The sequence below is a fragment of the Streptomyces griseus genome (genome assembly GCF_900460065.1).
Taxonomy (GTDB): domain Bacteria; phylum Actinomycetota; class Actinomycetes; order Streptomycetales; family Streptomycetaceae; genus Streptomyces; species Streptomyces griseus.
Genome location: NZ_UAVD01000026.1, coordinates 226,894 through 251,031 on the forward strand (window position 1 = coordinate 226,894; position 24,138 = coordinate 251,031).

Sequence of the window (24,138 nt, forward strand, 5' to 3'; positions counted from 1 at the left end):
TGCGCGTTAGAGAGGGGTGGGGGCCACGGTCTCCGCCAGTCGTCCGTCGTCGTCGCCCGTCAGTCGTCCGTCAGCCGTGGCGTCCGGGCGGGTCGGTGATCACCCGTGACCACCGCCCGTGGCCGACACCGCCGCAGAGATCCTGGAGCTTCCGCATGCTGCGCCGTCTCGCCCTCACCGCCGTCGTCTCGCTCGCCGCCCTCGCCGCCGCCGTGCCGGCGTCCACCGCCACCGCCTCCGGGTCCCTCGGCCCCACGCCCGCCGCCGTGCCCACCTCCGGGCCGCTCGCCGCCGCCCGGCCCGCCCTCGGGCCGCTGCCCATGCCCATGCCCCTCCCGCTGCCCGGCTTCCTGGACGGCGGGGACGGGGCGGGCCCGGGCGAGGCGGGCGAGGCGCTGACGCGGCTCACCGTGTCCGTCGAGAACACCGGGGTCGCCGGGGCCGACGGCACCTTCGAGCTGGAGTGCGGGCCCACCGGGGGCAGCCACCCGCGGGGGCAGGCGGCCTGTGACCGGCTGGCGGAGGCCGGCGCCACCCGGGCCGGGCGGCAGGAGCTGTTCCGGCCGACCCCCGAGGGCACGATGTGCACGATGATCCACGGCGGTGACGCCTTCGCACGCATCGTGGGCACCTGGGAGGGGCGGGCCGTGGACACCACCGCGAGCCGCCGCGACGGATGCGAGATCGCCCGCTGGAACAGCCTCGTACCGGTGCTCCCGGACGTCCGATAGCCCGTCGGCGACGGCGCGAAAGCGTTCTCCTTCCCGCCCCTGACGCGGTCGGCCCCGGGCATGGGCGCGCCCCCGAAAGGGGCGCCCGCGCCCGGTGTCCGCGCACGTCACGGGGTGCGAGGACGCTCACGTCATGGGCCCGTGGCGTACACGGCGCGCACAGAACCTTGGTGAGAGCTCCCCCTCATCCGCCGCCCCCGGGGCCTCCCCTGGCCTTAGACTCCTCCAGTGACAGTCTGCGGCCCGAGGGGCAAGATGGGGCCCGCTGTCGGCAAGGTGCGGTAATCAGGGAGGAAGCGTCGTCGTGAGCAGCAGGCCATCCCGAGGCACTGCTCGCCTCGCAGCCATACTCGATGCCCTTCCTGACGGGCTTCTGCTCGTCAATTGCAACGGCACGGTCGTCAACGCCAACGCCATCGCCCTCGAAATGTTCGAGACGCCGGGCACCGCGCTGGTCGGCCGCGGACTGCTCGATCTGCTGCCGGAGTTCGACTCCAAGCTGATCCCGGGTTCGATGCGCCGGCCCGAGGCCGCGGACGAGCAGGGCAGGACCAAGCCGACGCGGATGACCGCGCGCCGTACCGACGGCCACGCCTACCCGGTCGAGGTCACCAGCGCGAGCCTCGACAGCGGGCAGGCCGCGTACAACGACATCCACTCCAGCTTCACCGGCGACGAGCTCCTCATGATCGTCGTGCGGGACCTCTCCGGCACCGTCGACACCGAGGCGGAGCTGGCCCGTTCGCAGCGGCAGACGGAGATGATCCTGCGGGCCGCCTCCGAGGGCGTCGTCGGCACGGACACCGACGGGCGCGTCGTCCTCGTCAACCCGGCCGCCGCGCAGATCCTCGGCTTCCGGGCCAGCGACCTCGGCGGTCAGGAGCTGCACCCGCTGATCCTGCACTCGCGGGCGGAGGGCGAGCCGTTCCCGTACGAGGACTCCCCGCTCGCCGACACCCTCAAGTCCGGGCGCAAGCACCGGGTGCGCGGGCAGGTGCTGTGGTCCAAGAGCGGCGCGCAGGTACCGGTGGACCTCACGACCGCGCCGGTACGCGACGGGGACCAGCTCGTCGGCGCGGTGATGACGTTCACCGACCGGCGGCCGTACGAGGAGCTGTCGACGCAGCACGAGAGCGTCGTCGCCGAGCTGACCACCAGCCACTCCGCCGAGGTCACCGCGCTCAAGAAGGCGCACGCCGCCGAGATCGAGGCGCTGGAGGAGGCCCACGCCGCCGAACTCGCCGACCGCAGCGAGCGGTACGCCGCCGAGATCGAGGGACAGGCCGAGCTGCTCGCCTCCCTGGGCGCCCAGCACGCCCAGCTCACCGCCGTCCTCGGCGGTTCGCTGCGCGGGCCCCTGGAGGAGCTGCGCGGCGAGCTGTCCACGCTCGCCTCCGACCCGGCCGGGCAGCTGTGGCCCGAGGCCAACCAGATCCTGCACCACCTCGCCGCCGGGTACGCCCGGATGACCACCCTCGTCGACAACGTGCTGGGGTACCAGCGCCTGGACGCGGGGACGGAGGGGCTGCACAAGGCCCCGGCGATGGTGGACGGCATCGTCACGGGCGGTATCGACGGGGCGGTCGAGCTGATCGGCCCCGGGCGCGCCCAGTTCGCCGTGCACGCCCCGCCGATCGAGGCCGAGGTCGACGCGCCCCGGCTGGCGACCGCCATCGCCCACCTCGTCGCGGACGTCTGCGGCGTCGACTCGACCGGCAAGACCCGGGCCGTCCCCGGCGGCGGGTACGTCGACTCCACCGTGGTCGTGGCCGCGGCCCAGCGCGGTGACGTCGTACGGATCGAGGTGCGCGGCCCGTTCGCCGGGGGCGACCCGGTGCACGAGCCGATCGTGCGCGGCATCGTCCGGGCCCACGGCGGAGTCCTCCAGACGCACGAGATGCCGGGTATGAGCGGCAGCGCGTACGTGCTCGACCTGCCCATCGGCGCCGCGTCCGGCACGATCGCGCCCCCGGAGGCGGACGGCGGCGCCCCGCTGCCGGAACCTTCCCCGGTCGCCTCCTCGTCGCCCGAAGGGGTGGGGGCGCCGGGCGTCACCAGCGGCGGTCGGCGCCGGGCGCGCAGGTCGTCCACCGACGCGTTCCTGGACGGCCCCGGCGGTACGCCGGAGAGCGTCGGGGACAACGCGGTCGGTGCCGTGGCGCCCGCTCCGGACGACCGCCCCGACGCGGAGCCGACCGGGCGGCGAAGGGCGCGCCGTGGACCGGCCGCCCCGGAGGAGCAGGCCGCCGAGTTGATCCCGGCCCAGCAGGGTGAGGGCTCCGGGCGCCGGCGCGGCCGGCCCAGCCCGGCCGAGGCGGCCCCGGGCGCGGTTCCGGCCGACGCCGCCCGGCAACAGCCCCAGCCACCGCAGCGGGGGGCGCTGGCCCTGACCTCCGCCCCGTCCGCGGCTCCCGCGGCCCCGTCCGAGGGGTCGGTCGTCACCGCGGCCGAGAACGCCCAGGGCGGCGGTCGCCCGCAGCTCGGCCAGACCGTGCCGCCGCAGGGCGTCCCGGTGGACCCGCAGCAGCCCGTACCGCCCACCGGACGGCGGGCCCGTCGCGAGGGCGAGCCCGACCGCCCGGCCCTGCCCGCCCTCGCCTCCGGAAGCAACGGCAGCGGCGACAACAGCGGTGGCCCCGGCACCGGGGGCGACGGCGGTCGCCCGGGTCCGGACCAGTCCCAGCAGCCCGGGGGACGGCGTGCCCGGCGCGCGCTGGCCGCCGCGCAGGAGCGCACCGCGGCCGATGCCGGGCCGCGTACCGCCTTCGCCCTGCCGCCCGCCGACGCGGACCGGGCGCCGCTCGCCCCCGACGCCCCGGTGGCCCCCGGCGACGGGGCGGGCACGCACCACGCGCGTACCGCGCCGGAGGCCGGTCACACGCCTCCGCAGGCGCATCCCGGCCCGGGGACCGACGGGCCCTCCGCACAGGGTTTCCCGGCCCCGCCCGCGGCGGCCCACGCCCCCCGCCTCCCCGAGGCGGTACCGCACGCGCCCGGCCCGAACGGCGGCGCGCCGGAGGCTCCGGGTCCGGCGCCGGACCTCGTGCCGTGGGGCGACACCGGCCAGAACGCCCACTCCGGGACCGGGCAGAACACCGGGCGGACCGCCCACACCACCGGTGTCGCGGCCGTCTCCGATCCGGTGGCGCACCCGGCCGACGGTGACGCGGGCGTCCCGGCCCCGGACGCGCGGCAGCCGCTGCCCGCCGAGGAGCCGATGCCGGACGGCAGCAACCCCGACTCGACGCAGGGGCGGGCCTTCAGCGTGCGCACGCTGGGCCAGGGCGTGCCGTTCGCCCAGCACCTCGCGCACCAGCAGAACCAGCCGCATCAGAGCCTCGGCGGGGCCGGCCGGCGCCGCAAGCTCGCCGCCCCGCCGGAGGGCGACCGCACCCCGTCCCGGCCCGCCGGCGACGGGTCGGGCCAGGCCCAGCCGTCGGGTCCCGCACCGGCTGCCGCGCCGCAGCATCAGCGCCGCGCCCAGCCCCAGGAGCAGGGTCAGGATCTGGCGCAGGAGCCCGGCCGGCCCGGCCAGCCGGGTCAGTCGGCGCAGGGTGGGCCCGGCGCCGCCTACGGCGAGGGTCAACTGCTCGCGCAGCCCGTCGCGGAGGGGCGCGCGTACGCCATAGGGGCGCCCGACGAAGGGGCGGAGGGCCCCGAGCCGCTGGACGGGCCCGGCGGCGCGGTCGAGGTCGCCAACCGGCCGCACCCGCACCCGGTCGACGACGAGCTGCCGCCCGAGCCGTTGGACAACCCGCGCCGGCTGCTGGTCTGGCCCGCCCCCGACGTGCCGACCCAGCAGGCGCTCAGCGACCGGGGCTACCGTCCGGTGATCGTGAACTCCCGCGAGGAGGTCGACGCCCAGATCGCGGCGTTCCCCGCCGCTCTCTTCGTCGACCCGTTGACCGGCCCCATCACCCGTACCGCGTTGCAGTCGCTGCGTCAGGCGGCCGTCGCCGCCGAGGTCCCGGTGCTGGTCACCGCCGGTCTGGGGCAGGCGACCCGGGAAGCCGCGTACGGTGCCGACCCGGCCGTCCTGCTCAAGGCGCTGGCCCCCCGCGACAGCGAACAGCATCCCTCCCGGGTGCTCCTGATCGAGGAGCACGAGGAGATCGCGGTGGCGCTGACGCAGACCCTGGAGCGGCGCGGCATGCAGGTGGCGCGGGCCGCGACGGACAGCGAGGCCGTCGACCTGGCGGGCCGGATGCGGCCGAACCTCGTGGTGATGGACCTGATGCAGGTACGCCGTCGGCGCGCCGGGATCATCGACTGGCTGCGGGCCAACGGGCAGCTGAACCGCACCCCGCTGGTCGTCTACACCTCGGCCGGGATGGACCGGGCGGATCTTCCGCTGCTCGCCTCGGGCGAGACCGTCCTCTTCCTGGCGGAACGGTCGACCAGCAACGAGGTCCAGTCACGGATCGTCGACCTGCTGGCGAAGATCGGCACCAACTAGGGCGTGTTGAGATCGGAACAGGGCGGGGGCGGTACGGGTCGACCCGTACCGCCCCCGCCCTGTTTCACGTGAAACCGGAGCGGAACCGAAGCCTCAGAGCTGGGTGACGTCCAGCTCGCCCTCCGCGTACTGCTTGCGGATCACCTTCTTGTCGAACTTGCCGACGCTCGTCTTCGGCACCGCGGCGATCACCGACCAGCGCTCCGGCAGCTGCCACTTGGCGACACCCGACTCCGCGAGGAACTCCTTGAGCGCCTCGTAGTCGGTCTCGGTGACGCCCTCCTTGAGGACCACGGTCGCGAGCGGCCGCTCGCCCCACTTCTCGTCCGGCACGGCGACGACGGCCGCCTCCGCGACGTCCGGGTGGGCCATCAGCGCGTTCTCCAGCTCGACGCTGGAGATCCATTCGCCGCCCGACTTGATGACGTCCTTGGCCCGGTCGGTGAGGGTGAGGTAGCCATCGGTGCTGATCACACCGACGTCGCCGGTCTTCAGCCAGCCGTCCTCGCTGAACTTGTCCTCGGGGCGCAGGTGCTCGCCGTCGGCGCCGCCGTAGTACGCGGCGGCGATCCAGGGGCCCCGCACCTCCAGCTCACCGGCCGACTCGCCGTCCCACGGGAGGTGTTCCCCGCCGGGGCCGACCAGCCGCGCCTCGACGCCGGCGGGGAAGCGGCCCTGGGTGACCCGGTAGGTCCACTGCTCCTCGTCGCTCAGACCGGCCGGCGGGTGGGCCATGGTGCCGAGCGGAGAGGTCTCCGTCATGCCCCAGGCGTGGCAGAGCCGGACGCCGAGCCGGTCGTACGCCTCCATCAGCGAGGGCGGACAGGCCGCGCCGCCGATGGTCACGTTGGCCATGGAGGTGAGGTCGCGCGGGTTGGCGGTGACCTCGGCGAGCAGCCCCTGCCAGATGGTGGGAACGGCGGCGGCGTGCGTCGGACGCTCGCGCTCGATCATGTCGGCGAGCGGGGCGGGCTGGAGGAAACGGTCCGGCATGAGCATGTTGACGCCGCTCATGAAGGTGGAGTGCGGCAGGCCCCAGGCGTTCACATGGAACTGGGGCACGACGACGAGCGTGGTGTCCTGGTCGGTCAGTCCCATCGACTCGGTCATGTTGACCTGCATCGAGTGCAGGTAGATCGAGCGGTGCGAGTAGACGACGCCCTTGGGGTCGCCCGTGGTGCCGGAGGTGTAGCACATGGCGGCGGCCTGGCGTTCGTCCAGCTCCGGCCAGTCGTACGTGGTGGGGCGGCCCGCGATCAGTTCCTCGTACTCGTGCACGCGCGGCGTGACGCCGGCGAGGGCGGAGCGGTCGCCGGGGCCGGACACGACCACGTGCTCGATGCTCGGCAGGTGGGGCAGCAGCGGCGCGAGGAGCGGCAGCAGCGAGCCGTTGACGATCACCACCTTGTCGTCCGCGTGGTTGACGATCCAGGCGAGCTGCTCGGGCGGCAGCCGGAGGTTGAGGGTGTGGAGCACGGCGCCCATGGAGGGAATGGCGAGGTAGGCCTCGACATGGGTCGCGTTGTTCCACATGAGCGTCGCGACCCTCTGGTCGCCGTCGACGCCCAGTTCGTCGCGGAGCGCGTTGGCCAGCCGGGTGGCGCGTGCGCCGATCTCGGCGAAGGTGACACGGTGCGGCTCGGGTTCGCCGGTCCAGGTCGTGACCTGCGACTTCCCGTGAATCGTCATCCCGTGGTGCAGGATGCGGGTGACAGTCAGCGGTACGTCCTGCATGGTGCTCAGCACGGCGTCCTCCCGGTGGGCGCTACGCGGCAGTAGGGTTCCGCTGATTCTGCGCACATACCAAGCGGTATGTCACTACTCGCGGGAAAATATCTGCCGGGGACTCCTGCTGAGAAGCCGGGTCAGGGCCCTCCGCCGGGGTGTGCCGGGGCCTCCCCGAAGCGGTGTGCCGGGGCGCCCGGATCAGCGCACGGGGGTCAGCTCCGGGTCCTCGCGGAGCTTGCCGAGCGCACGGGAGACGGCGCTCTTGACCGTACCGATCGACACGCCGAGCACCTCCGCCGTCTGCGCCTCGCTCAGGTCCTCGTAGTAGCGCAGGACGACCATCGCGCGCTGGCGGTCCGGAAGCTTGAGCACCGCTCGCCACATCGCGTCGTGCAACGACTGCTGCTCGGCCGGGTCCGGCGCGGGGAAGGCCTCCCGCTCGGGCAGCTCCTCGCACGCGAACTCGTCGACCTTGCGCTTGCGCCACTGCGAGGTGCGGGTGTTGAGCAGCGCCCGCCGGACGTAACCGTCGAGCGCCCGGTGGTCCTCGATCCGCTCCCACGCGACGTACGTCTTGGCGAGCGCGGTCTGCAGCAGGTCCTCCGCGTCGCACGGGTTCGCGGTGAGCGAGCGCGCGGTGCGCAGCAGGACCGGCCCACGGGCCCGTACGTACGAGGAGAACGACGCGTAGGGCGCGTGGGGGTGGCCGGCGGCGGTGGCAGAGGCCGCCCTGGAGGCGCCCGTGCAGACTGGCGTGGTCATGTACTCAACGCTAGGAGCGGGCACCGCCGAGGGGATCGCCCCCAGGTCCCGAAGACGCGTCCGCCTCAGGTTGTAGGGGGTGTGCACCCTGCACCTCCTGAAGGTGGACGGGCACCGGCCCGGCCGTAGGGGTCCGCCCCCGAGAGCCTCCGGGTGCCGGGCGTCGCCGCTCAGCCGTCCGCACCGATGACCAGGCCCGACGTCGGAACTCCCGTACCCGCTGTGACCAGCGACCTCGCCGCCCCCGCCACCTGGTTCACCGAGGTACCCCGGATCTGCCGGACGGCCTCCGCGATGCCGTTCATCCCGTGGAGGTACGCCTCCCCCAGCTGACCCCCGTGGGTGTTCAGGGGCAGCGCGTCCGCCGCGACGAACGCCCCGGCCTCCCCGGGTCCGCAGAAACCGAACTCCTCCAGCTGCATCAGGACGAACGGGGTGAAGTGGTCGTAGAGGATGCCCACGTCGATGTCGGCCGGCGACAGTCCGGAGGTGCGCCAGAGCTGCCGGGCGACCACGGCGGTCTCCGGCAGCCCCGTCAGCCCGTCCCGGTAGAAGCTCGTCATCTGCTCCTGCGACCGGCCCGCGCCCTGGGCCGCCGCGACGATCACGGCGGGCGGCCGGGGCAGGTCCCGGGCGCGCTCCACGCTGGTGACGACGAGGGCCTGGCCGCCGTCCGTCTCCTGGCAGCAGTCCAGCAACCGCAGCGGCTCCACGATCCAGCGGGACGCGGCGTGGTCGGCGAGGGTGATCGGCTTCCCGTGGAAGTACGCCGCCGGGTTCCGCGCCGCGTGCCGCCGGTCGACCACCGCCACGTGCCCGAAGACCTCCGGGCCGAGGCCGTAGGAGTGCAGGTAGCGCTGGGCCGCCATCGCCACCCAGGAGGCCGGGGTGAGCAGCCCGTAGGGGAGGTTCCAGCCGAGCGCCGCCCCCTCGGCGGTGGGCTCGCGCCGCTGGACGCCGGAGCCGAAGCGGCGGCCGGAACGCTCGTTGAAGGCCCGGTAGCAGACGACGACGTCCGCGATCCCGCTCGCCACCGCGAGGGCGGCCTGCTGCACGGTGGCACAGGCGGCGCCGCCGCCGTAGTGGATCCGCGAGAAGAACGACAGCTCGCCGATCCCGGCCGCCTGGGCGACGGTGATCTCGGGGCTGGTGTCCATGGTGAAGGTGACGAGCCCGTCCACGTCGCCGGGGGTGAGACCGGCGTCGTCGAGGGCGGCGCGGACGGCCTCGACGGCCAGCTTCAGCTCGCTGCGCCCGGAGTCCTTGGAGAACTCGGTGGCCCCGATGCCGACGACGGCCGCCTTCCCGCCGAGCGAGTCGGCCCTGCGGATGCTCATGCTCCGGCCCTTTCGCCGCTCGGGGCCGGCGGGGCCGCGGCGGCCGGGAGGACCACGGTGACCGTGCCGGTGACATGGCGTCCCAGGGCGTTGTCGCCGGTGACGGCGACGGCGACGGTCGCGCGCTCGGGCTCGTCCCCGGTCGGCCCGGTGGCGGTCAGATCCGTGATGCGCCCCGCCAACCGCAGCACGTCCCCCGGGTAGTTGGGGGCGCCGAGTCGGATCGCGACCTTGCGCAGAACGGCGTCCGGGCCGAAGTGGTCGGTGATGTAGCGGCCGACGAGCCCGTTGGTGGTGAGGATGTTCATGAAGATGTCGGGGGAGCCCTTCTCCCGGGCCAGCTCCGCGTCGTGGTGCACGTCCTGGTAGTCGCGCGAGGCGATGGCCCCGGCGACGATCAGGGTCCGGGTCAGCGGGATCTCCAGGGGCGGCAGCTCATCACCGACGCGGTACGGGTGCGTCACGACACGGTGGGGGTGCGTCACGCCACGGTGCGGGTGCGTCACGGCGTGCTCTCCTGACGGTCGGCGGCCAACAACAGGCCCAGCTCCTCCAGCACCTCGCTGCCGCATCCGAGGTACGCGTCGAGCTGACGGCCCCAGAGGAAGTGCCGGTGGACCGGGTGGTCGAGGTCGGCGCCGGTGCCGCCGTGCAGATGCTGGCCCGCGTGAACGACCCGTTTGCCCGCCTCCGAGGCCCACCAGGCGGCGGTCAGCGCCGCCGCCCCGTACTCCCGTCCGTCGTCCCGCCGCCAGGCCGCCTCGTACGCGGTCACCCGGATCGCCTCGGTGTCCATGTGGGCGTCGGCGGCGCGGAGCAGGACGCCCTGGTTGGTGGAGAGCGGGCGCCCGAACTGCTCGCGGGTGACGGTGTGGTGGACCGCCCGGGCGAGTGAGCCCGCGCACACCCCGGCCTGGAGTCCGGCGAACGCGGTACGGGCGGTGGCGAGGACCGCCGCGTACGCCTCCGGCCCGCCCCCCAGACGCTCCCCGCGCACGCCGTCGAGGACCAGCCGCCCCGCCGACCAGGGCGCGGTCGTCTCCACCGGCGCCACGGTCACGCCCGGCGTGTCCGCCCCGACGATCCACAGGGCCCGGTCGGCGTCGGCCACCAGCACCTGGGTGGCGTCGCGCAGCCACGGCACCCAGGGCACGGCCCCGTACAGCGCACCGTCCTCCGCGATGTGCACGCCGCCCCGCGCCGGGAACGCGCCCGTCGCCACCGCCGTACCGTCGCGCAGCCACGGCAGCAGCCGCTCGCGCTGCTCGGCCGTGCCGTGCTCGGCGACGGCGAGCAGCCCGTACACGCAGGTGACCGCGAACGGGACCTGGGCGGTGGTCCGGCCCTGTTCCTCCAGGAGCAGGACGAGGCCGAGCAGCCCGATGTCCTCCACCGCGCCGGGCAGCCCGGCCGCGCACAGCTCCTTCCACAGGTGTGCGTCGGTGCCGGTGCCGGCCGCCGCCAGCCGCTCGTGGGTGGACAGGTCGCCGAAGACACGCGCGGCCAGTCCCTGTGCGGCGGACTGCTCCTCGCTCGGGGTGAAATCCATCTCAACCGCCTTCGCTCGCCCGGAAGACGGGCAGTTCCAGGTCGGGGTCCGTGACGAGGAACTCCAGGTGTACGGGCATGCCGACGCGGACCTTGTCGTACGGCACACCGATCACGTTGCTGACGATGCGGACGCCCTCGGCGAGCTCGATCAGCGCGACGGCGTACGGTCCGCCCCCGCCGTCCGGAGCGAAGGCCGGGAACGGCGGGTGATGCATCACGACATGGCTGAAGACCGTGCCCCGGCCGTCCGCCTCGACCGTGTCCCACTCCGCGCCGCCGCAGGCGTTGCAGCCGGGCAGCCACGGGAGGCGCAGGGTCGCGCAGTCGGTGCAGCGCTGGATGAGGAGCCGGTGCTCGGCGACTCCGGCCCAGAAGCCGGCGTTGTCGCGATTGATCACGGGCCGGGGGCGCGGCGGAGGGGCGGCGGGCTTCTCGCGTCGCGCGGGGCGGTACTTGAGGATGCGGAAGCGGTGCGTTCCGGCGGGCTCGCCGTCGGCGCGGACGTCCGTGCGGGTGGTGACGAAGTAGCCGGTGCCGAGTGTGGTCGTCTTGCGCCGGGAGACGGACTCGATGACCGTGTCGAAGGTGATCCGGTCGCCGGGACGCAGCGGGCGCGTGTACTCCTGCTCGCAGTCGGTCGCGACGACCGAGGTGTAGCCCCCGCCGTCGAGCAGGGCGAACATCTCGTCGTACGCCGCGGAGCGCCCCGTTCCGTCCGTGTGCCCGGAGAGCCCGCCCATCGTCCACGCCTGGAGCATCGTGGGCGGGGCGACGGCGTCCGGGCCCCGGTAGGCGGCCGAGGTGTCGCCCATCGCCTCGCACCAGTGCCGGATCATGGGCTCGTTGACCGGGTCCTTGCCCGTGCCCCCGGTGGCGGCGGCGCGGCCCTCGTAGGCGGCGAGCCGCTCGTACAACCGGTCCCGTTCGTCGTGCGCCCGCCCCGACCGGCCGTCCTGCTCCCGGGCCTCCCGCTCACCCGCACCGCGCTCCCCGGCCTCACGCTCACCCGCATCACGCCCCCCGGCCTCACGCTCACCCGCACCGCGCTCCCGGGCTTCGCAACGGGCCTCGTGCGCCCGCGCGTCACGCTGCCGGACCTCGTGCTCGGCCTCGTGATCGACGGCGGCCCCGGCCTCCCGCTCGCTCATCGCCTGCTCCGGGTCATCCCGAGCCGGGCCGTGGCGACGATCTCGCGCTGCACCTCGCCGACACCGCCACCGAAGGTGTTGATCTGGGCCGCGCGGTTCATCCGCTCCAGCTCACCACCGGGTCCGAAGCAGCCGGGAGAGCCTCCCCGGAGCAGGGCGGTGTCCCCGACGGCCTCCTGGCACATCCGGTAGACCTCGACCGCGCTCTCGGTGCCCGCGAACTTCACCCCGCTGGCCTCTCCGGGGGCGGGCGCTCCGGCGCCGACGGCGTCGACCAGCCGCCAGTTCAGCAAGCGCGTGGCCGTGAGTCGGGCGTACGCCTCCGCGAGCCGGGCGCGCACCCACGGTTCGTCGATCCGGCGGCGACCGGTCGCGGGGTCGGGGGTACGGGTGTGGGCGAGGGCCTCCTCGTAGCAGTCCTCGGCCTGCATGCCGATCGCGGCCAGCGCGACGCGCTCGTGGTTGAGCTGGCTGGTGATGAGCTGCCAGCCGCCGTTCTCCTCGCCGACGAGGTTGGTGGCCGGCACCCGTACGCCGTCGTAGTAGGTGGCGGTGGTGGTGACCCCGCCCACCGTACGGATCGGCGTCCAGGAGAAGCCGGGGCCGTCCGTGGGCACCAGGATGATCGAGATGCCCCGGTGCTTGGGGGCCTCGGGGTCCGTACGGCAGGCGAGCCAGATCCAGTCCGCCTGCTGGGCGTTGCTGGTGAAGATCTTCTGGCCGTCGATGACCCAGTCGTCGCCGTCCCGCACGGCACGGGTCCGCAGGGCCGCCAGGTCCGTACCGGCGTCGGGCTCGCTGTAGCCGATCGCGAAGACGAGCTCGCCGCCGAGGATGCGGGGCAGGAAGTACGCCTTCTGTTCCTCGGTCCCGTACGCCATCAGGGTCGGGCCCACGGTGTTGAGGGTAACCATGGAGACCGGGGCGCCGGCCCGGTACGCCTCGTCGAAGAAGACGAACTGCTCGTCGGGGCCCCGGCCCCGGCCGCCGTACTCCTCGGGCCAGCCGAGACCGAGCAGCCCGTCGGCGCCGATCCGGCGGAGCAGCCGCCGCTGTTCGCCCGCGTCCGCCCCACCGCCCCCGCTCGCCACCTCCCCCTTGGCTTCGCCCGCCGCATCGGGCATCAACGCACGAAAATAGGAGCGTAGTTCGGCACGGAGCCGCTGCTGGCTTTCCGTCGGAGCGAGATGCACGGAGGGGCCTCCAGAGCCGCGGATACGGAAAAGCCGGAGCGCTCCCGTCCGGCGACCGGCGCTCCCGGCGACCGGTGGTCCGCGTTCCGACGTTTCTGACTGTCCGTCAGATACGAATCCCTGTCAAGACGGCGGCAGCCCGCGCGGGGACACCTGAGTGCCCTCGCGCGGGCTGCCGTTCGGTCCGCCGGAACCCACCCCCCGGGAGGTTCCGACGACCGCGTCACCTGTGCCACCTGTGTCGACCGCGCGGGCCGACGAGGATCACCAGAAGAAGGGCGTGAAGTTCACCGCCACGCTGTGGTCCGACTGGTCGATGGGCACGAAGGCCGAATTGCTCACCTGGGCGGACGTGTTCTGGTTCGACGCACCGGCCCCGACCGCCTGCTGCTGGGTCGTGGACGCGTTGCCGGCGTTGTTGCCACCGACGCCGCTGCCGCCGGCCGTCGCCACAGCCGCGTTCGATCCGTCGTTCGCGAAGGAGCCGTTGTCCGCCATGGCGACCCCGCCGCAGAGCGCGACGGTCAGGGGCAGGGCGGCGACAGCGGCGAGGGCGCGAGCGGTACGGATACTTGCCATGTCAGGTCCTCCAGGAAACGGAATTACGGCTTCATGTTCGTTTGATCCCGGGGGAGTTGGCCGACCGCCCCGGTGCTGTTCACGACGTCGCGAGACCAGAGTTGCCCAGCGCTCCCCCGGAGAACCCCTCCCCACCCCCCGTTCCCCCTCAGGTATGACGACGAGCGGATAAACATCCGAAGCCGCACGAAAGCCCAGGTCGGTGGGGCGGCCCCGGTGACCCGTTGGCACGCGGGGGAAGAAGCGTTCCGCCACCGCCCCTCCCGGACGCCTCCCCCACCCCTCCCTCAACCCCCCCTTCCCTTCTTCGAACGTGTGTACGAAACTAATTCCATGGCCACCATCGACCGGCAGACCCCCGCCCTGGCCCTCGCCCACGCCCTCGCCGCCGCCGGGCGCGGCCTCCCCGTCTTCCCCCTCTCCGCCACCAAGCTCCCCGCACTGCGCTCGCCGCACCGCGGAGAGCAGTCGCCGACGCACTGCCGCTGCCGGGGAGAATGCGGGCTGCCCGGGCACGGGGTGCACGACGCCACAACCGACCCCGCGGCCGTCCGCGCCCTCTTCGCCGCCGCGCCCCGGGCCACCGGCTACGGGATCGCCTGCGGACGCGCCCCGCACCGCCTCATCGGGGTCGACCTGGACATCGACCCCTCGTACGGCAGCGACGCGGCGGGCGCGCTGCGGCAGCTGGGCCTCCAGCACCTGTTCACCATCCCGCCGACGGTCACCGTGCTTACCCCGAGCGGCGGCCGCCACCTCTGGCTGACCGGCCCGGCCGACGCCACGGTCCCCAACTCCGCCGGCCGCCTCGCCCCGGGCATCGACATCCGCGGCAGCGGCGGCTACCTGGTCGGCCCCGGCTCGGTCACCACCCACGGCCGCTACCGGCTGGCCCCCGGCACCGCCCACCTCACCCCGGCCCCCTGCCCCCGCGCCCTGCTCCGCCTCCTGACCCCACCGCCCGGCCGTGCGTCCCGTACGGGCAGGGGCCCGGCCCCGGGCGGCGCGTCCGGGCCGGGCACCGGCCCGGGCCCCGGTTCACCGGTGACCGCGGCCCGTCGCGGAGAGGGCCTGATCCAGTTCGTGCTGGCCGCCCACGAGGGCCAGCGCAACACCCGCCTGTTCTGGGCGGCCTGCCGCGCCTACGAGCACGGCTTCGGCGACGCCCTGGCCGACGGGCTCACCGCCGCCGCCGTCCGCACCGGACTGCCGGAACACGAGGCCCGCGCCGCAATCGCCTCGGCCGCACGGCTGACCCAGGGCCGCGGCGAGGAACACCACGGCGCGGCCTGACGGGGACCCTCACCCAGGCCCCGGGGCGCCTACGCCGCACGCCACCCCGGGCCCGGTGGCTCCCCGCCACGGGTGCCTACGGCCGGGCGGTAGTCGCGGAGTGCGAGGACAACGACGCGCCGCCGCTCGCCGCCACCCGGAGGAGGACGCCCCCACGGTCCTCGGCCCGCTCAGTCCCGTCGGGGCGGAGCAACGCCACCCGGGCCGTCCCCGGCGGAGCAACCCCCAACCCGGCGCACCTCAGCGTCGTACCGATCGGCGTCGAAGTGGAACTCCGGCAGAGCGTCCCCCGTGGCCGGCACCTCCCAGCCGGACCACCGCACGATGCCCCCGAGACGCTGAACGACCACGGTCAGAAACCCGCAGCACCCTCCCGAACACTCCGGCTCCCCCAACACCACCCGGCGAGCCTCGCCGGTCGCCCACAGCAACCCGGACCCGTCGGCCGGCAACGCCTCCACGACCAGCGGCCCCCGGCCCCCGTCACCGACCGCGCCCGCCACGACGTCCTCGCCATTGACCAGCATGCGCAGACTCGGAGGGAACCGGCGCCCCCGCGGCAGCACACCGATCTCCAGAACATCGAACATCCAGCCACACTAACGACGAAACCCCAGCAGGAAGCAGGTCGTTCGCCATCGACGGACCAGCCCCACACGTGCCGGGCCCCGACCGGATCTCTCGGTCGGGGGCCTGGCACCTGCGGCGGGTAGGTGATTCGAGCCCACGGTGACATCGCTGCCACGAAGGTTCGCGCGACCTTGTGCCGGGCGGATGACGAGCAGGTCCAGCGCGTTCTCCGAGCCCCCAACCGAAACCGTCCAGCTGATCGGCTCTGTGCAACTGACGATGCGGTCGGTAGCTTCCTGATGTGCCACGAACGAGCGTGAACAACGAGACGGACAGCCTGTTGTGCGTGTGGGTTGAGCCGTGGGGAACGGATCATTGGATGCGCCCTGGTGAGGTGTTCACCGTGGTGACCGAGGCGGACGCCGAGGAAGCGTCGTTCGACGTCGTGGTTCATGACCAAGGCGTCAGCGTGTGGGTGAATGCCGGATTCAGCGCCGAGGTCATCGACCAGGAAGGGCGCGCGGCGGTCTGTGGTCACCAGCGTCCCGACGGTTTCGACGCGGACTCGCGCTGGCTCACGGCTTGGGAAAAGGGCCGCACGGAAAAGCCGAAGACCAAAGAGGAGTAGGGGCACCTCTTCACGAGACACCCCTACAAACCCGTCGACGTTCAAACAGAAGTGGATCCGTCATCGCCCTCGGGCCCTCTGTCCGTCCGCTTGTGATCGTGCCCGTTGAGCCAGAAGTCCGATGCTTCCGCTACCTGCTCATCCCGATACCTGCTCATCCCGACCGGCGACCGGGCGGGCGTAGTGCCGGGCGGTCACGCTCGCGTTCGAGTGCCCAAGCCGGCCCCCGCCGGGCAGCGTCTCCCAGTGCCGGCCGATCCGCGCAGCGAGTGACGGCCCGGTCCGCAGGACCCGCTTCAGATGGGACTTGGGAGCGTCGAAGACGAGAGGGCCGTTCGCTTCGGCCGGGTTCCCATCGACGAGGACCAGGCCTCCGGACACGTCGATCTCCACTCGCCGCAACGCGAACGCCTCCCCGACCCGCAGGTGGCGTGTGCGCTGTTGTGCCGATGCTGCCACCGCTTGAGGCGAACCGCCTCCCGTCCCGCGCCCGGATCGGCCAGGAGTGCGGCGTGGGCGAGAACGTGGTCCGCAGGGCACAGGAGTTGCTGATCTCCCAAGGCGTGCTGGAAGGCCGGGCCGGATCGGGGCGAGGTCGTCTACGAGATCCCGATCAACCGCTGACGGGTGCCCCAGAGCAGCTCCAATGCTGTGGGCCAGCCGCGTGCCCCCGCGTGCCCGACAGAGCGGGAAACCAGGGGGAACAGCGGTGCCCGGCAGGGAGCGGGCATGGCAGAGGCCCCGACCATACGTACTGGTCAGGGGCCTCTCGCCTGCGGTGGGTGTGGGATTTGAACCCACGGTGACATCGCTGCCACGACGGTTTTCAAGACCGTTCCCTTAGGCCGCTCGGGCAACCCACCCCGCGTCGGCCGCCCGGTCGCTGTGCAAGCCGATGGGCCGTCAGGCCCGTGAGGGGCGGTTCGACGCGTGGGACAGCCTAGCCGGTCAGCTGTCGCCCTCGCGCTGGCCCAGGGTGACTTCGGCCGTGGCCTCCTTGCCGTCGCGCTCGTACGTCAGGGTGACCTTCTCGCCCGGCTTGCGGGTCCAGATCTCGCCGATCAGGGTCGGGCCGCTGTCGATCACCGTGTCGTTGAACTTCGTGATCACGTCGCCCGCCTTCAGGCCCGCCTTGGCCGCCGGGCCGTTCGGGGTGACCGCGGGGGTGCCGCCCGCGCCCTCGGCGGAGATGGCCGCGCCGCCCGTCTTCTCCTCCATCGTGACCGTCGCGCCGATCACCGGGTAGACCGGCTTGCCGGTCTTGATCAGCTGCTCGGCGACGTTCTTGGCCTGGTTGATCGGGATCGCGAAGCCGAGGCCGATGGAGCCGGCCTGGGACTGGCCGAGGCCGCCGCCGGTCGACTGGATCGCGGAGTTGATGCCGATGACCGCGCCCGTCGCGTCCAGCAGCGGGCCGCCGGAGTTGCCCGGGTTGATCGAGGCGTCCGTCTGCAGGGCGCTCATGTACGAGTTCTTGTTGCTGGAGCCGTCCCCGGACGCCACCGGGCGGTTCTTCGCGCTGATGATTCCCGTGGTGACGGTGTTGGAGAGGCCGAAGGGCGCGCCGATCGCGATCGTCGAGTCGCCGACCGCGACGCCCTCGGAGTTGCCGAGGGGGAGGGGCGTCAGGCCCTGCGGCGGGTTCTTGAGCTTCAGCACGGCCACGTCGTAGCCCTGGGCCCGGCCGACCACCTCGGCGGCGTACTTCTTGCCGTCGGAGAAGGTCGCCGACAGTTCGCCGGACTCCGCGGCGGACGCCACCACGTGGTTGTTGGTGAGGATGTGGCCTTCCTTGTCGTACACGAAGCCCGTGCCCGTGCCGCCCTCGCCCTCGCCGCCCTGCGCGTCGATGGTGACCACGCTGGGGAGCGCCTTCGCCGCGACCCCGGCCACCGTGCCCGCCGGGCGCTTCAGGTCCCTCGGGGTGTCCGACGCCGAGACCGTGGTCGAGCTGCCGGAGGAGCCGTCGCCGTTGCGGTCGGCCGCCCAGAAGCCGAGGGCCCCGCCGATGCCGCCCGCGACGAGCGCCGCGACGGCCACGGCCGCCACCAGTCCGCTCCCGCGGCGCTTGCCGCTCTTTCCGCCCGGCGACTCGGAGCCGGGCGGGACCGGAGCGCCCCAGACCGGTCCGTGACCGCTGCCGTTGCCGATACCGCCGGACGCGTGACCGGCGCCCCCGTCGGCGTACGACGGGACGGCGGGCGGGGGCGGCGGCCAGGACGCGGCGCCCGCGGGGAGCCCGGGCTCCGATCCGTATCCGGGCGCCGCTCCGTACGGGGGGTGCCGCGGCGGCTCGGACGGCGTCGCGTGGCCGCCCTGGGCGTACGCGGGGGAGGCCGGGGCGCCCTGGTGCGTGGGGTCGTGGCGCGGCGCCTCGGCGTGCGCCGGTGCTGCCGGGGGCGCGGGGGAGGCCGGCGCGCCGGGGGTGTGCGGAGCGGCGGCCTCCGCGCCGGTGTCGTGGACGGGAAGGCGCGCGGTGTCGTGCGCCGCGCCGGGCCCCGTCGTGTCCTGGACGGGGTCCGCCGGGGCCGGCGGCGTGGCTCCGTCGGTCGCCGGTTCGGGAGTGGCGGCCGGCCCGGGAGGTGCGGACGGCACGGCCGGTACCGCGTTGCCCTCGTTGCCCTCGTTCTCGGTGCTCACAGCTCTCTACTCCTCGGTTCCACTCGGCATCCAGTCGGCGTTCGGCAAGAAATCCGCTGTGCACGTGTCTGCGGTCAGCTTTTCCCACGACCCGTCGGGCCACTGTAAGCAGGACCTGTGCATCCGCACACCAATCTTTACATCCGACAAAACAGACCTCCAGGGTGACATGTGCTCAGCCTTCCCCGCGGCGGTGACACCATGGCGAGGGTGACCCACGCACGGCAGCGCAGCGCGCGCACCTCCATCCAGGTCATCGCCCACCGCGGGGCCTCCGACGACGCCCCCGAGCACACCCTGGCCGCCTACCGCAAGGCGATCGAGGACGGTGCCGACGCCTTGGAATGCGACGTCCGGCTCACCGCCGACGGCCACCTCGTCTGCGTCCACGACCGGCGGGTGAACCGTACGTCCAACGGGCGCGGCGCCGTGTCGGCGCTGGAACTCGCCGACCTCGCCGCCCTCGACTTCGGCTCCTGGAAGGACCGCGAGGAGTCGCCCGACTGGGATCCGGTGCCGGGCGAGCTCACCTCCGTACTGACCCTGGAACGACTCCTGGAGCTTTTCACCGAGGTCCGGGCAGGCGGGCGACCGCTGCAACTGGCCGTCGAGACGAAGCACCCCACCCGCTGGGCCGGGCAGGTCGAGGAGCGGCTGCTGCACCTCCTGAAGCGCTTCGGGCTGGCCGATCCGCCCGCGGACGCCCCTTCGCCCATCCGCGTCATGAGCTTCTCCGCCCGCTCCCTCCACCGCGTCCAGGCCGCCGCGCCCACCCTGCCGACGGTCTATCTGATGCAGTTCGTCTCGCCCCGGATGCGCGACGGCCGGCTGCCCGCCGGGGCCCGGATCGCCGGTCCGGGCATGCGGATCGTGCGCAGCCACCCCGGCTACATCGAACGGCTGCACCGCGCGGGCCACCGGGTGCACGTGTGGACGGTGAACGAGCCGGCCGATGTCGACATGTGCGCCGAACTCGGCGTCGAGGCGATCATCACCAACCGCCCCAAGCAGGTTCTGTCCCAACTGGGCCGCATTCAGCACGGATGAGGGCCACCGGGCCCCGACCTCGGCGTCTACGGGGTGTGCACCGGCGCACTCGCCAAGCGTTCGATCGTTACGAGTGCGTCACCGGGGATGCATTGGCCGGTTTCCGGCGCAGCTCAGTGGGGCATCCAACCCGTGGCGTGGGGCAAAGGAGGTCTCGGGGGTGGCGTTGGTGGTGGCACGAGAAGTGCCCGCGTCGTCGAGCATGGCCATTCCTCATGGCCCTGCCGGCGTGGGGCAGGCACGACACCGGATGCGTGAGCAGTTGCGCGGCAACGGGGTGTCGGACGCGGTCGTCGACGACGCTGTGCTGATCCTCTCCGAACTCCTCAGCAACGCCTGTCGGCACGGCAGGCCCCTGGGGCGGCACACCGACGTCGGCGACGGAGACGTCCGCGCCGCCTGGCGGGTGGACACCGCCGGCGGGCTCACCGTGGAGGTCACGGACGGCGGCGGGCCGACCCGCCCGGTTCCGGCCACCCCTTCGGTGACGGCACGCGGCGGCCGGGGCCTCAACATCATCAGCGCCCTGGCCCAGGAATGGGGCGTACGGGACGAATCCTCCGGCGAGGTCACCGTCTGGGCCCTGGTCTCCTCGGAGAAGCCGCCCGGAATCGACGGCACCGGATCCGCGCCCGGCGGAAGCGGCACCGACGGCGCCGAGGGAACCGGTGCCAACGGCTCGGGAGCACGGTCCATCGCCGCCCACGGCATCGGCGGGCTTCCCGGGTTCGAGGGACTGGACCTCTCCGAGGCCTTCGACGACGTGGGCTGACGCACCCGCACGACGTGGGCCGAGCACCCGCACGACGTGGGCCGAGCACGAGGACGACGGGGGCCGGACCCGTACGGCGGACGAGCGGGGCTCCCCGGGCGGCTAGGCTCGCGCCGAGTCCGCACTGTCGCAATCGGGAGAATGCCCACCATGGCCAAGAAGCGCCCTCAGTCCAAGGCCGGGAAGCAGCAGCTCAAGGACGGTGAGATCCCGGTCGTCGGGGCCCGTGAGCCCTGCCCGTGCGGATCGGGCCGCCGCTACAAGGCATGTCACGGACGTGCCGCCGCCCAGGCCGTGACCGAGCTCGTGCACCGCCCCTTCGAGGGGCTCGCCGGCGAGTGCGACTGGGTCGCGCTGCGCGAGCTGGTGCCCGCCGCCACGGTCGAACTGACCCTCAAGGACGGGCTGCCCGAGGGCGTTCCGTCGGTGACGCTCGCGACGGTCCTGCCGATGGCCTGGCCGGCGCTGCGCCGCGACGACGGCTCCGTCCTGCTCGCCCTGCAGAACGACACCTCCTCCGGCGACCTCAGCCGTGACCTCGCGGACACGCTCCAGCGCGCTCTGGAGGTCGAGCCCGGCTCCCCGGTCACCGCACGCCGTGTGCCGGCCGACGGTCCGCGCCTCCAGGACCTCCTCGACCCGGACGCCGCCTTCGAGCCGAACGTGCACTCCGGGTTCGAGTTCTGGGTTCCGGACGCGGAGAACGCCACGCCGGAGGTGTCCGCCTCGCTGGAGCGCGCGAACGCCGCCGCGATCCCGACGACGCTGCTGTCCGGCGTCGACGCCGCGTACTGGTGCGAGACCCCGGAGAAGAACCACCTGCGCTGGGTCATGCCGCACCCCGAGGAGAAGCTCCTCGACGCGCTCGCCCGGCTGCACGCCGCGGGCACCTCCTCGCTCGGCGACGACACCCGGCTGGTCGGGTCGTTCCGGGCGCACGGTCTCGTGGTCCCCGTCTGGGACCTGCCCGGCTCGATGGGGGCCGAGGCGTGCGAGAAGCCCGCCGTCGAGTTCGCCGAGCGACTGGCCGCGGCGCTCGCGTCCGACGCCCCGCTCACCGCCGAGGAACGCCGCGCCCGGGGCGGTCTCACCAACCGCCAGGTGACCCTCAGCTGAAAGTGACGCCAGGACGCCCCTGACGGTGACCCGCGTCACAACTCGCCGTACTCGTAAGTAAATCGCCGTCTTTAAAGGCGAGATCGAATTTGCGAACGGCAGATCTCTTGTTACGGTTCTAGAAGCCCGGTCGCTGGTGCATCCCCCGTCGCCAGCGATCGGGCGTCTTCGTGTTCGGCCGCGGAGCGCCTGTGACACCCCCGGGCGCGGAGGGCGAACCTCCGAGAGACCCGGCCGTCCGCCGCGTCGCGCCCTCGTGCCGGAGTCCGTCGGGAGAGTGCTCAGCCGCAGGCGGTGCGGCCCCGGTCCGCACGCCCCCGGTCCGTACGCCCCCGATCCGTACGCCCCCGCCGGACCGCGCCGGTCAGCCCGCGGCGGGCGACGGCCGTTCGGATCCGGCGCGGAGCAGCAGCGGCGCCTCGTCCACCGGCCCGGCCCCCACGAACTCCGCCACCGCCGTCGCGGACCGGGGCGCACCCGAGGACGGCACGCGCGGCGTCTCGCAGATCCCCGGTTCGTCGTGGGTGGCCGGCTCGCAGCGCAGCTCCACGGTCCGCCCGCCCGGCCCCATCAGCGTGAGCACCGAGCGGAGTTCCTCCCCGGTCGTGTTCCGGTAGTAGAGGCGGGCCCAGGTCTCGCCGCCCCGGGCCAGGACGCAGGTCTGCGCCTCCACGCCCTCCGGTGCGACCAGTTCGGGACCGCACCGGATCACGGCGTCCGGGCGTCGCACCCCGTCCCTGCCGTCGATGGCGGGCGTGCCGCCCCTGCCGTACCCGTGATCGTGGCCGCGCCGGTGATCGTGGCCGTCAGAAGCGGGGGGAAGATAGAACGCGGGCGGGAAGGCCGTCTCCGCGCTCATGCCCGACGGCGATTTCAGCGACGTCGGAGAGAAGGCGGACGGCTCTTTTCCGGACAGGCCATCAGGCACGCCGATCCGCGCGTTTCCTGGCGAATCGCCAGGTGATTGCGCATCGGATGATGATGCCGGTTCGCCCGATACGGCGTCCGGGACAAGGGCGGGGTCCGCGGAAGCGACCAGCGGAGCCAGCCAGGCGAGAACAGCGGCGCCCGCGAGACCGATCATGCGGAGATTCATGGTGGCCCCACCTGGCGACTGCGCGGAATTCCTGACGACGGGCGACGATATCGGCGCGAGGCGCACCGCCGCGTCGCCCGCCACCCGTTCACCGGTGATCCGGCCCGGCTCACACCCGTTCGAGTGAGCCCGGGCCCCGACTGTCGTGCGCCCGGGCACCGGGTGCCGTGAGCCCCGCGCCCGACGTCGGACGCCACGAGCCCTCCGCCAGGAAACCGGGCGCGCCGGGCATCTCCCGGCCGGGCGGTCGACCGCCCGGCCGGGTCAGTGCGCGAGCCGGCTGCCGCCGCCCGGGGCGCCGGTGCTCGCCTCGACCAGGGCGTCCAGGACCGCTTCCACATCCGGGAGCCACGGCGCCGCGGCCGCGGGAGCCCCGCCCTTGGCCCGCCGGTACGACACCGGGGCCGCGCCGGAGGTCTTCACCGGTGCGGGGGGTCGCTCCCAGCGGACCTGCCCCGCCCCGGTCCGGGACGACGGCAGGACGAGATAGCCGCCCTCTCCGTGGAACCGGAGCGAACTCGGCACCCAGTCCTTCGCGTACAGCAGTTCGCCGAGCCGTTCCAGGCCGTACGGGGCGACCAGCAGCGACCACCGGGTGGGCGTCGCCACGACGGGGCCGAGCCGCATGCCGAGGACGTCCAGGGCGCTGAGTGCTCTGGCGCCGGCCACGGCGGGCAGGCTCACCGCGCAGGGCGCACGGCCGCCGGTCGCCAGCATCACGGGGGCGGTGGGTCGGTGGGTCCACCACCAGCGCACCATGCGCTCGTCCGTGGTGGCCGCCAGCAGACCGGGATCGAGGGGGTGTGCGCCCGGTACGGCGCAGTCGGGTTCGGGGCAGGCGCAGCCGAGGCCGCCGCTCTCACCGTGCGGGCCGGCCTGTGCCGTCCCCACCCCGGGGAGCACGGGCCACTGCCATACGGTGGCGCAGGTCAGGGCCGCGTCGAGCCGGGCGGCCCCCTCCTTGCGCCGGAGCCGGAGCCTGCGTCGCCTTCCGAGGATCTCGCGCATGAGCGCTCGTTCCTTTCCGTTGAACGCCGAGTCCACATGACACACGCGTGGGTGGCACCACGTGCGTGTCTCTTCGCTGTGCGTACGTGCTCATCAGTTCCGCGGTGCGGGCGTGCCGCCGGCACCGTGCGTGAGCCGAGCCGAGCCGAGTGGAACCGATCCGAATAGAACCGATCTGGGGTGGAGCCGAACCGAGCAGAGTCGAGCGGAGTCGAACCGAACGGGGCCGAACCGACCGAACGAGTCGAACTGACCGAGAGGAATCGTGCTGCCCTGGCAGAGTCGTGCGGGTCGAACCGAGCGGGTCGAGCCGGACCGGCAATCGCTGGATGAGGGCGGCCTGCGCCTCGCCTGCCGTCCCTGGTGCGAACACCGCCGTCCGGGGCGGGTGCGTCACCTCTTCACGGGTAAGGACGCCGGAACCCGCTGCCGGGTTCCTTGGCGATCACAACCGCACCCGCGCATCACCGTTTACGTACCCAG

General features: G+C 73.5%; 18 protein-coding genes and 1 tRNA gene. 7 read left to right on the forward strand and 12 right to left on the reverse strand.

Features of this window, described 5'->3' with window-relative positions:
• Nucleotides 1-155: 155 nt before the first annotated feature.
• Nucleotides 156-731 (forward strand): SSI family serine proteinase inhibitor, encoded by a 576-nt coding sequence (locus DTB53_RS14985; RefSeq protein ID WP_042496697.1) that lies wholly within the window; start codon nt 156-158, stop codon nt 729-731.
• Between the two features lie 304 nt (nt 732-1,035).
• Nucleotides 1,036-5,187 carry a PAS domain-containing protein gene (locus tag DTB53_RS14990; RefSeq protein WP_012380019.1) on the forward strand — a complete coding sequence of 1,384 codons (4,152 nt, stop codon included), beginning with the start codon at nt 1,036-1,038 and terminating at the stop codon, nt 5,185-5,187.
• A gap of 93 nt (nt 5,188-5,280) precedes the next feature.
• On the opposite strand, the gene DTB53_RS14995 is transcribed toward DTB53_RS14990, so the two are convergent.
• From DTB53_RS14995 to DTB53_RS15030, 8 genes are all read right to left on the reverse strand, one after another.
• Nucleotides 5,281-6,933 carry a long-chain fatty acid--CoA ligase gene (locus DTB53_RS14995; RefSeq protein ID WP_003967766.1) on the reverse strand — a complete coding sequence of 551 codons (1,653 nt, stop codon included), beginning with the start codon at nt 6,931-6,933 and terminating at the stop codon, nt 5,281-5,283.
• A gap of 180 nt (nt 6,934-7,113) precedes the next feature.
• On the reverse strand, nt 7,114-7,677 hold the full coding sequence (locus tag DTB53_RS15000) for a SigE family RNA polymerase sigma factor (RefSeq protein WP_012380021.1): 564 nt from the start codon (nt 7,675-7,677) through the stop codon (nt 7,114-7,116).
• Between the two features lie 170 nt (nt 7,678-7,847).
• Complete coding sequence (locus DTB53_RS15005; protein WP_003967768.1) at nt 7,848-9,014, reverse strand: lipid-transfer protein; 1,167 nt, start codon at nt 9,012-9,014, stop codon at nt 7,848-7,850.
• Nucleotides 9,011-9,478, reverse strand: coding sequence for a MaoC family dehydratase (locus tag DTB53_RS15010; protein WP_042498538.1), 468 nt, complete (start codon nt 9,476-9,478; stop codon nt 9,011-9,013). Before DTB53_RS15010 ends, DTB53_RS15005 begins: the two co-directional genes overlap by 4 nt.
• Nucleotides 9,479-9,516: 38 nt before the next feature.
• On the reverse strand, nt 9,517-10,563 hold the full coding sequence (locus tag DTB53_RS15015) for an acyl-CoA dehydrogenase family protein (RefSeq protein WP_012380023.1): 1,047 nt from the start codon (nt 10,561-10,563) through the stop codon (nt 9,517-9,519).
• 1 nt (nt 10,564) lies between these two features.
• Entirely contained in the window at nt 10,565-11,713 is a 1,149-nt protein-coding gene (locus DTB53_RS15020) for a bifunctional MaoC family dehydratase N-terminal/OB-fold nucleic acid binding domain-containing protein (RefSeq protein WP_106431704.1), read from the reverse strand.
• Complete coding sequence (locus tag DTB53_RS15025; RefSeq protein WP_012380025.1) at nt 11,710-12,906, reverse strand: acyl-CoA dehydrogenase family protein; 1,197 nt, start codon at nt 12,904-12,906, stop codon at nt 11,710-11,712. Before DTB53_RS15025 ends, DTB53_RS15020 begins: the two co-directional genes overlap by 4 nt.
• 264 nt (nt 12,907-13,170) lie before the next feature.
• Entirely contained in the window at nt 13,171-13,485 is a 315-nt protein-coding gene (locus DTB53_RS15030) for a hypothetical protein (protein WP_003967773.1), read from the reverse strand.
• Nucleotides 13,486-13,818: 333 nt separating this feature from the next.
• On the opposite strand from DTB53_RS15030, the gene DTB53_RS15035 reads away from it, so the two are divergent.
• Together DTB53_RS15035 and DTB53_RS15045 are read left to right on the forward strand one after the other, a co-directional pair.
• Entirely contained in the window at nt 13,819-14,778 is a 960-nt protein-coding gene (locus tag DTB53_RS15035) for a bifunctional DNA primase/polymerase (protein WP_012380027.1), read from the forward strand.
• Between the two features lie 886 nt (nt 14,779-15,664).
• On the forward strand, nt 15,665-15,976 hold the full coding sequence (locus DTB53_RS15045) for a hypothetical protein (protein WP_003967776.1): 312 nt from the start codon (nt 15,665-15,667) through the stop codon (nt 15,974-15,976).
• 776 nt (nt 15,977-16,752) lie between these two features.
• Here the strand turns inward: DTB53_RS15045 and DTB53_RS15055 are convergent.
• A tRNA-Ser gene (locus tag DTB53_RS15055) sits at nt 16,753-16,839 on the reverse strand.
• Nucleotides 16,840-16,924: 85 nt separating this feature from the next.
• On the reverse strand, nt 16,925-18,616 hold the full coding sequence (locus DTB53_RS15060) for a S1C family serine protease (protein WP_003967799.1): 1,692 nt from the start codon (nt 18,614-18,616) through the stop codon (nt 16,925-16,927).
• A gap of 201 nt (nt 18,617-18,817) precedes the next feature.
• Between DTB53_RS15060 and DTB53_RS15065 the strand changes: the two genes are divergently transcribed.
• The 3 genes from DTB53_RS15065 to DTB53_RS15075 all read left to right on the forward strand — a co-directional run bounded on the left by DTB53_RS15065 (nt 18,818) and on the right by DTB53_RS15075 (nt 21,551).
• Nucleotides 18,818-19,663, forward strand: a complete 846-nt coding sequence (locus DTB53_RS15065) for a glycerophosphodiester phosphodiesterase (RefSeq protein ID WP_012380032.1) — start codon at nt 18,818-18,820, stop codon at nt 19,661-19,663.
• Between the two features lie 73 nt (nt 19,664-19,736).
• Nucleotides 19,737-20,435: an ATP-binding protein gene (locus DTB53_RS15070; protein ID WP_012380033.1), complete on the forward strand. Its 699-nt coding sequence runs from the start codon at nt 19,737-19,739 to the stop codon at nt 20,433-20,435.
• Between the two features lie 150 nt (nt 20,436-20,585).
• Nucleotides 20,586-21,551 carry a DUF5926 family protein gene (locus DTB53_RS15075; RefSeq protein WP_012380034.1) on the forward strand — a complete coding sequence of 322 codons (966 nt, stop codon included), beginning with the start codon at nt 20,586-20,588 and terminating at the stop codon, nt 21,549-21,551.
• A gap of 364 nt (nt 21,552-21,915) precedes the next feature.
• Here the strand turns inward: DTB53_RS15075 and DTB53_RS15080 are convergent, their stop codons facing one another.
• Nucleotides 21,916-22,410 carry a hypothetical protein gene (locus DTB53_RS15080; protein WP_078562756.1) on the reverse strand — a complete coding sequence of 165 codons (495 nt, stop codon included), beginning with the start codon at nt 22,408-22,410 and terminating at the stop codon, nt 21,916-21,918.
• A 501-nt stretch (nt 22,411-22,911) separates the two neighbouring features.
• Nucleotides 22,912-23,655: a bifunctional DNA primase/polymerase gene (locus DTB53_RS15085; RefSeq protein ID WP_042496704.1), complete on the reverse strand. Its 744-nt coding sequence runs from the start codon at nt 23,653-23,655 to the stop codon at nt 22,912-22,914.
• Nucleotides 23,656-24,138 lie beyond the last annotated feature (483 nt).

Bases quoted from the DNA above. Each gene is read 5' to 3' on its own strand.
- DTB53_RS14985 (WP_042496697.1), top strand. From the start codon at position 156: ATGCTGCGCCGTCTCGCCCTCACCGCCGTCGTCTCGCTCGCCGCCCTC.
- DTB53_RS15000 (WP_012380021.1), bottom strand. From the start codon at position 7,677: ATGACCACGCCAGTCTGCACGGGCGCCTCCAGGGCGGCCTCTGCCACC.
- DTB53_RS15005 (WP_003967768.1), bottom strand. From the start codon at position 9,014: ATGAGCATCCGCAGGGCCGACTCGCTCGGCGGGAAGGCGGCCGTCGTC.
- DTB53_RS15015 (WP_012380023.1), bottom strand. From the start codon at position 10,563: ATGGATTTCACCCCGAGCGAGGAGCAGTCCGCCGCACAGGGACTGGCC.
- DTB53_RS15020 (WP_106431704.1), bottom strand. From the start codon at position 11,713: ATGAGCGAGCGGGAGGCCGGGGCCGCCGTCGATCACGAGGCCGAGCAC.
- DTB53_RS15030 (WP_003967773.1), bottom strand. From the start codon at position 13,485: ATGGCAAGTATCCGTACCGCTCGCGCCCTCGCCGCTGTCGCCGCCCTG.
- DTB53_RS15035 (WP_012380027.1), top strand. From the start codon at position 13,819: ATGGCCACCATCGACCGGCAGACCCCCGCCCTGGCCCTCGCCCACGCC.
- DTB53_RS15065 (WP_012380032.1), top strand. From the start codon at position 18,818: ATGGCGAGGGTGACCCACGCACGGCAGCGCAGCGCGCGCACCTCCATC.
- DTB53_RS15075 (WP_012380034.1), top strand. From the start codon at position 20,586: ATGGCCAAGAAGCGCCCTCAGTCCAAGGCCGGGAAGCAGCAGCTCAAG.
- DTB53_RS15080 (WP_078562756.1), bottom strand. From the start codon at position 22,410: ATGAGCGCGGAGACGGCCTTCCCGCCCGCGTTCTATCTTCCCCCCGCT.
- DTB53_RS15085 (WP_042496704.1), bottom strand. From the start codon at position 23,655: ATGCGCGAGATCCTCGGAAGGCGACGCAGGCTCCGGCTCCGGCGCAAG.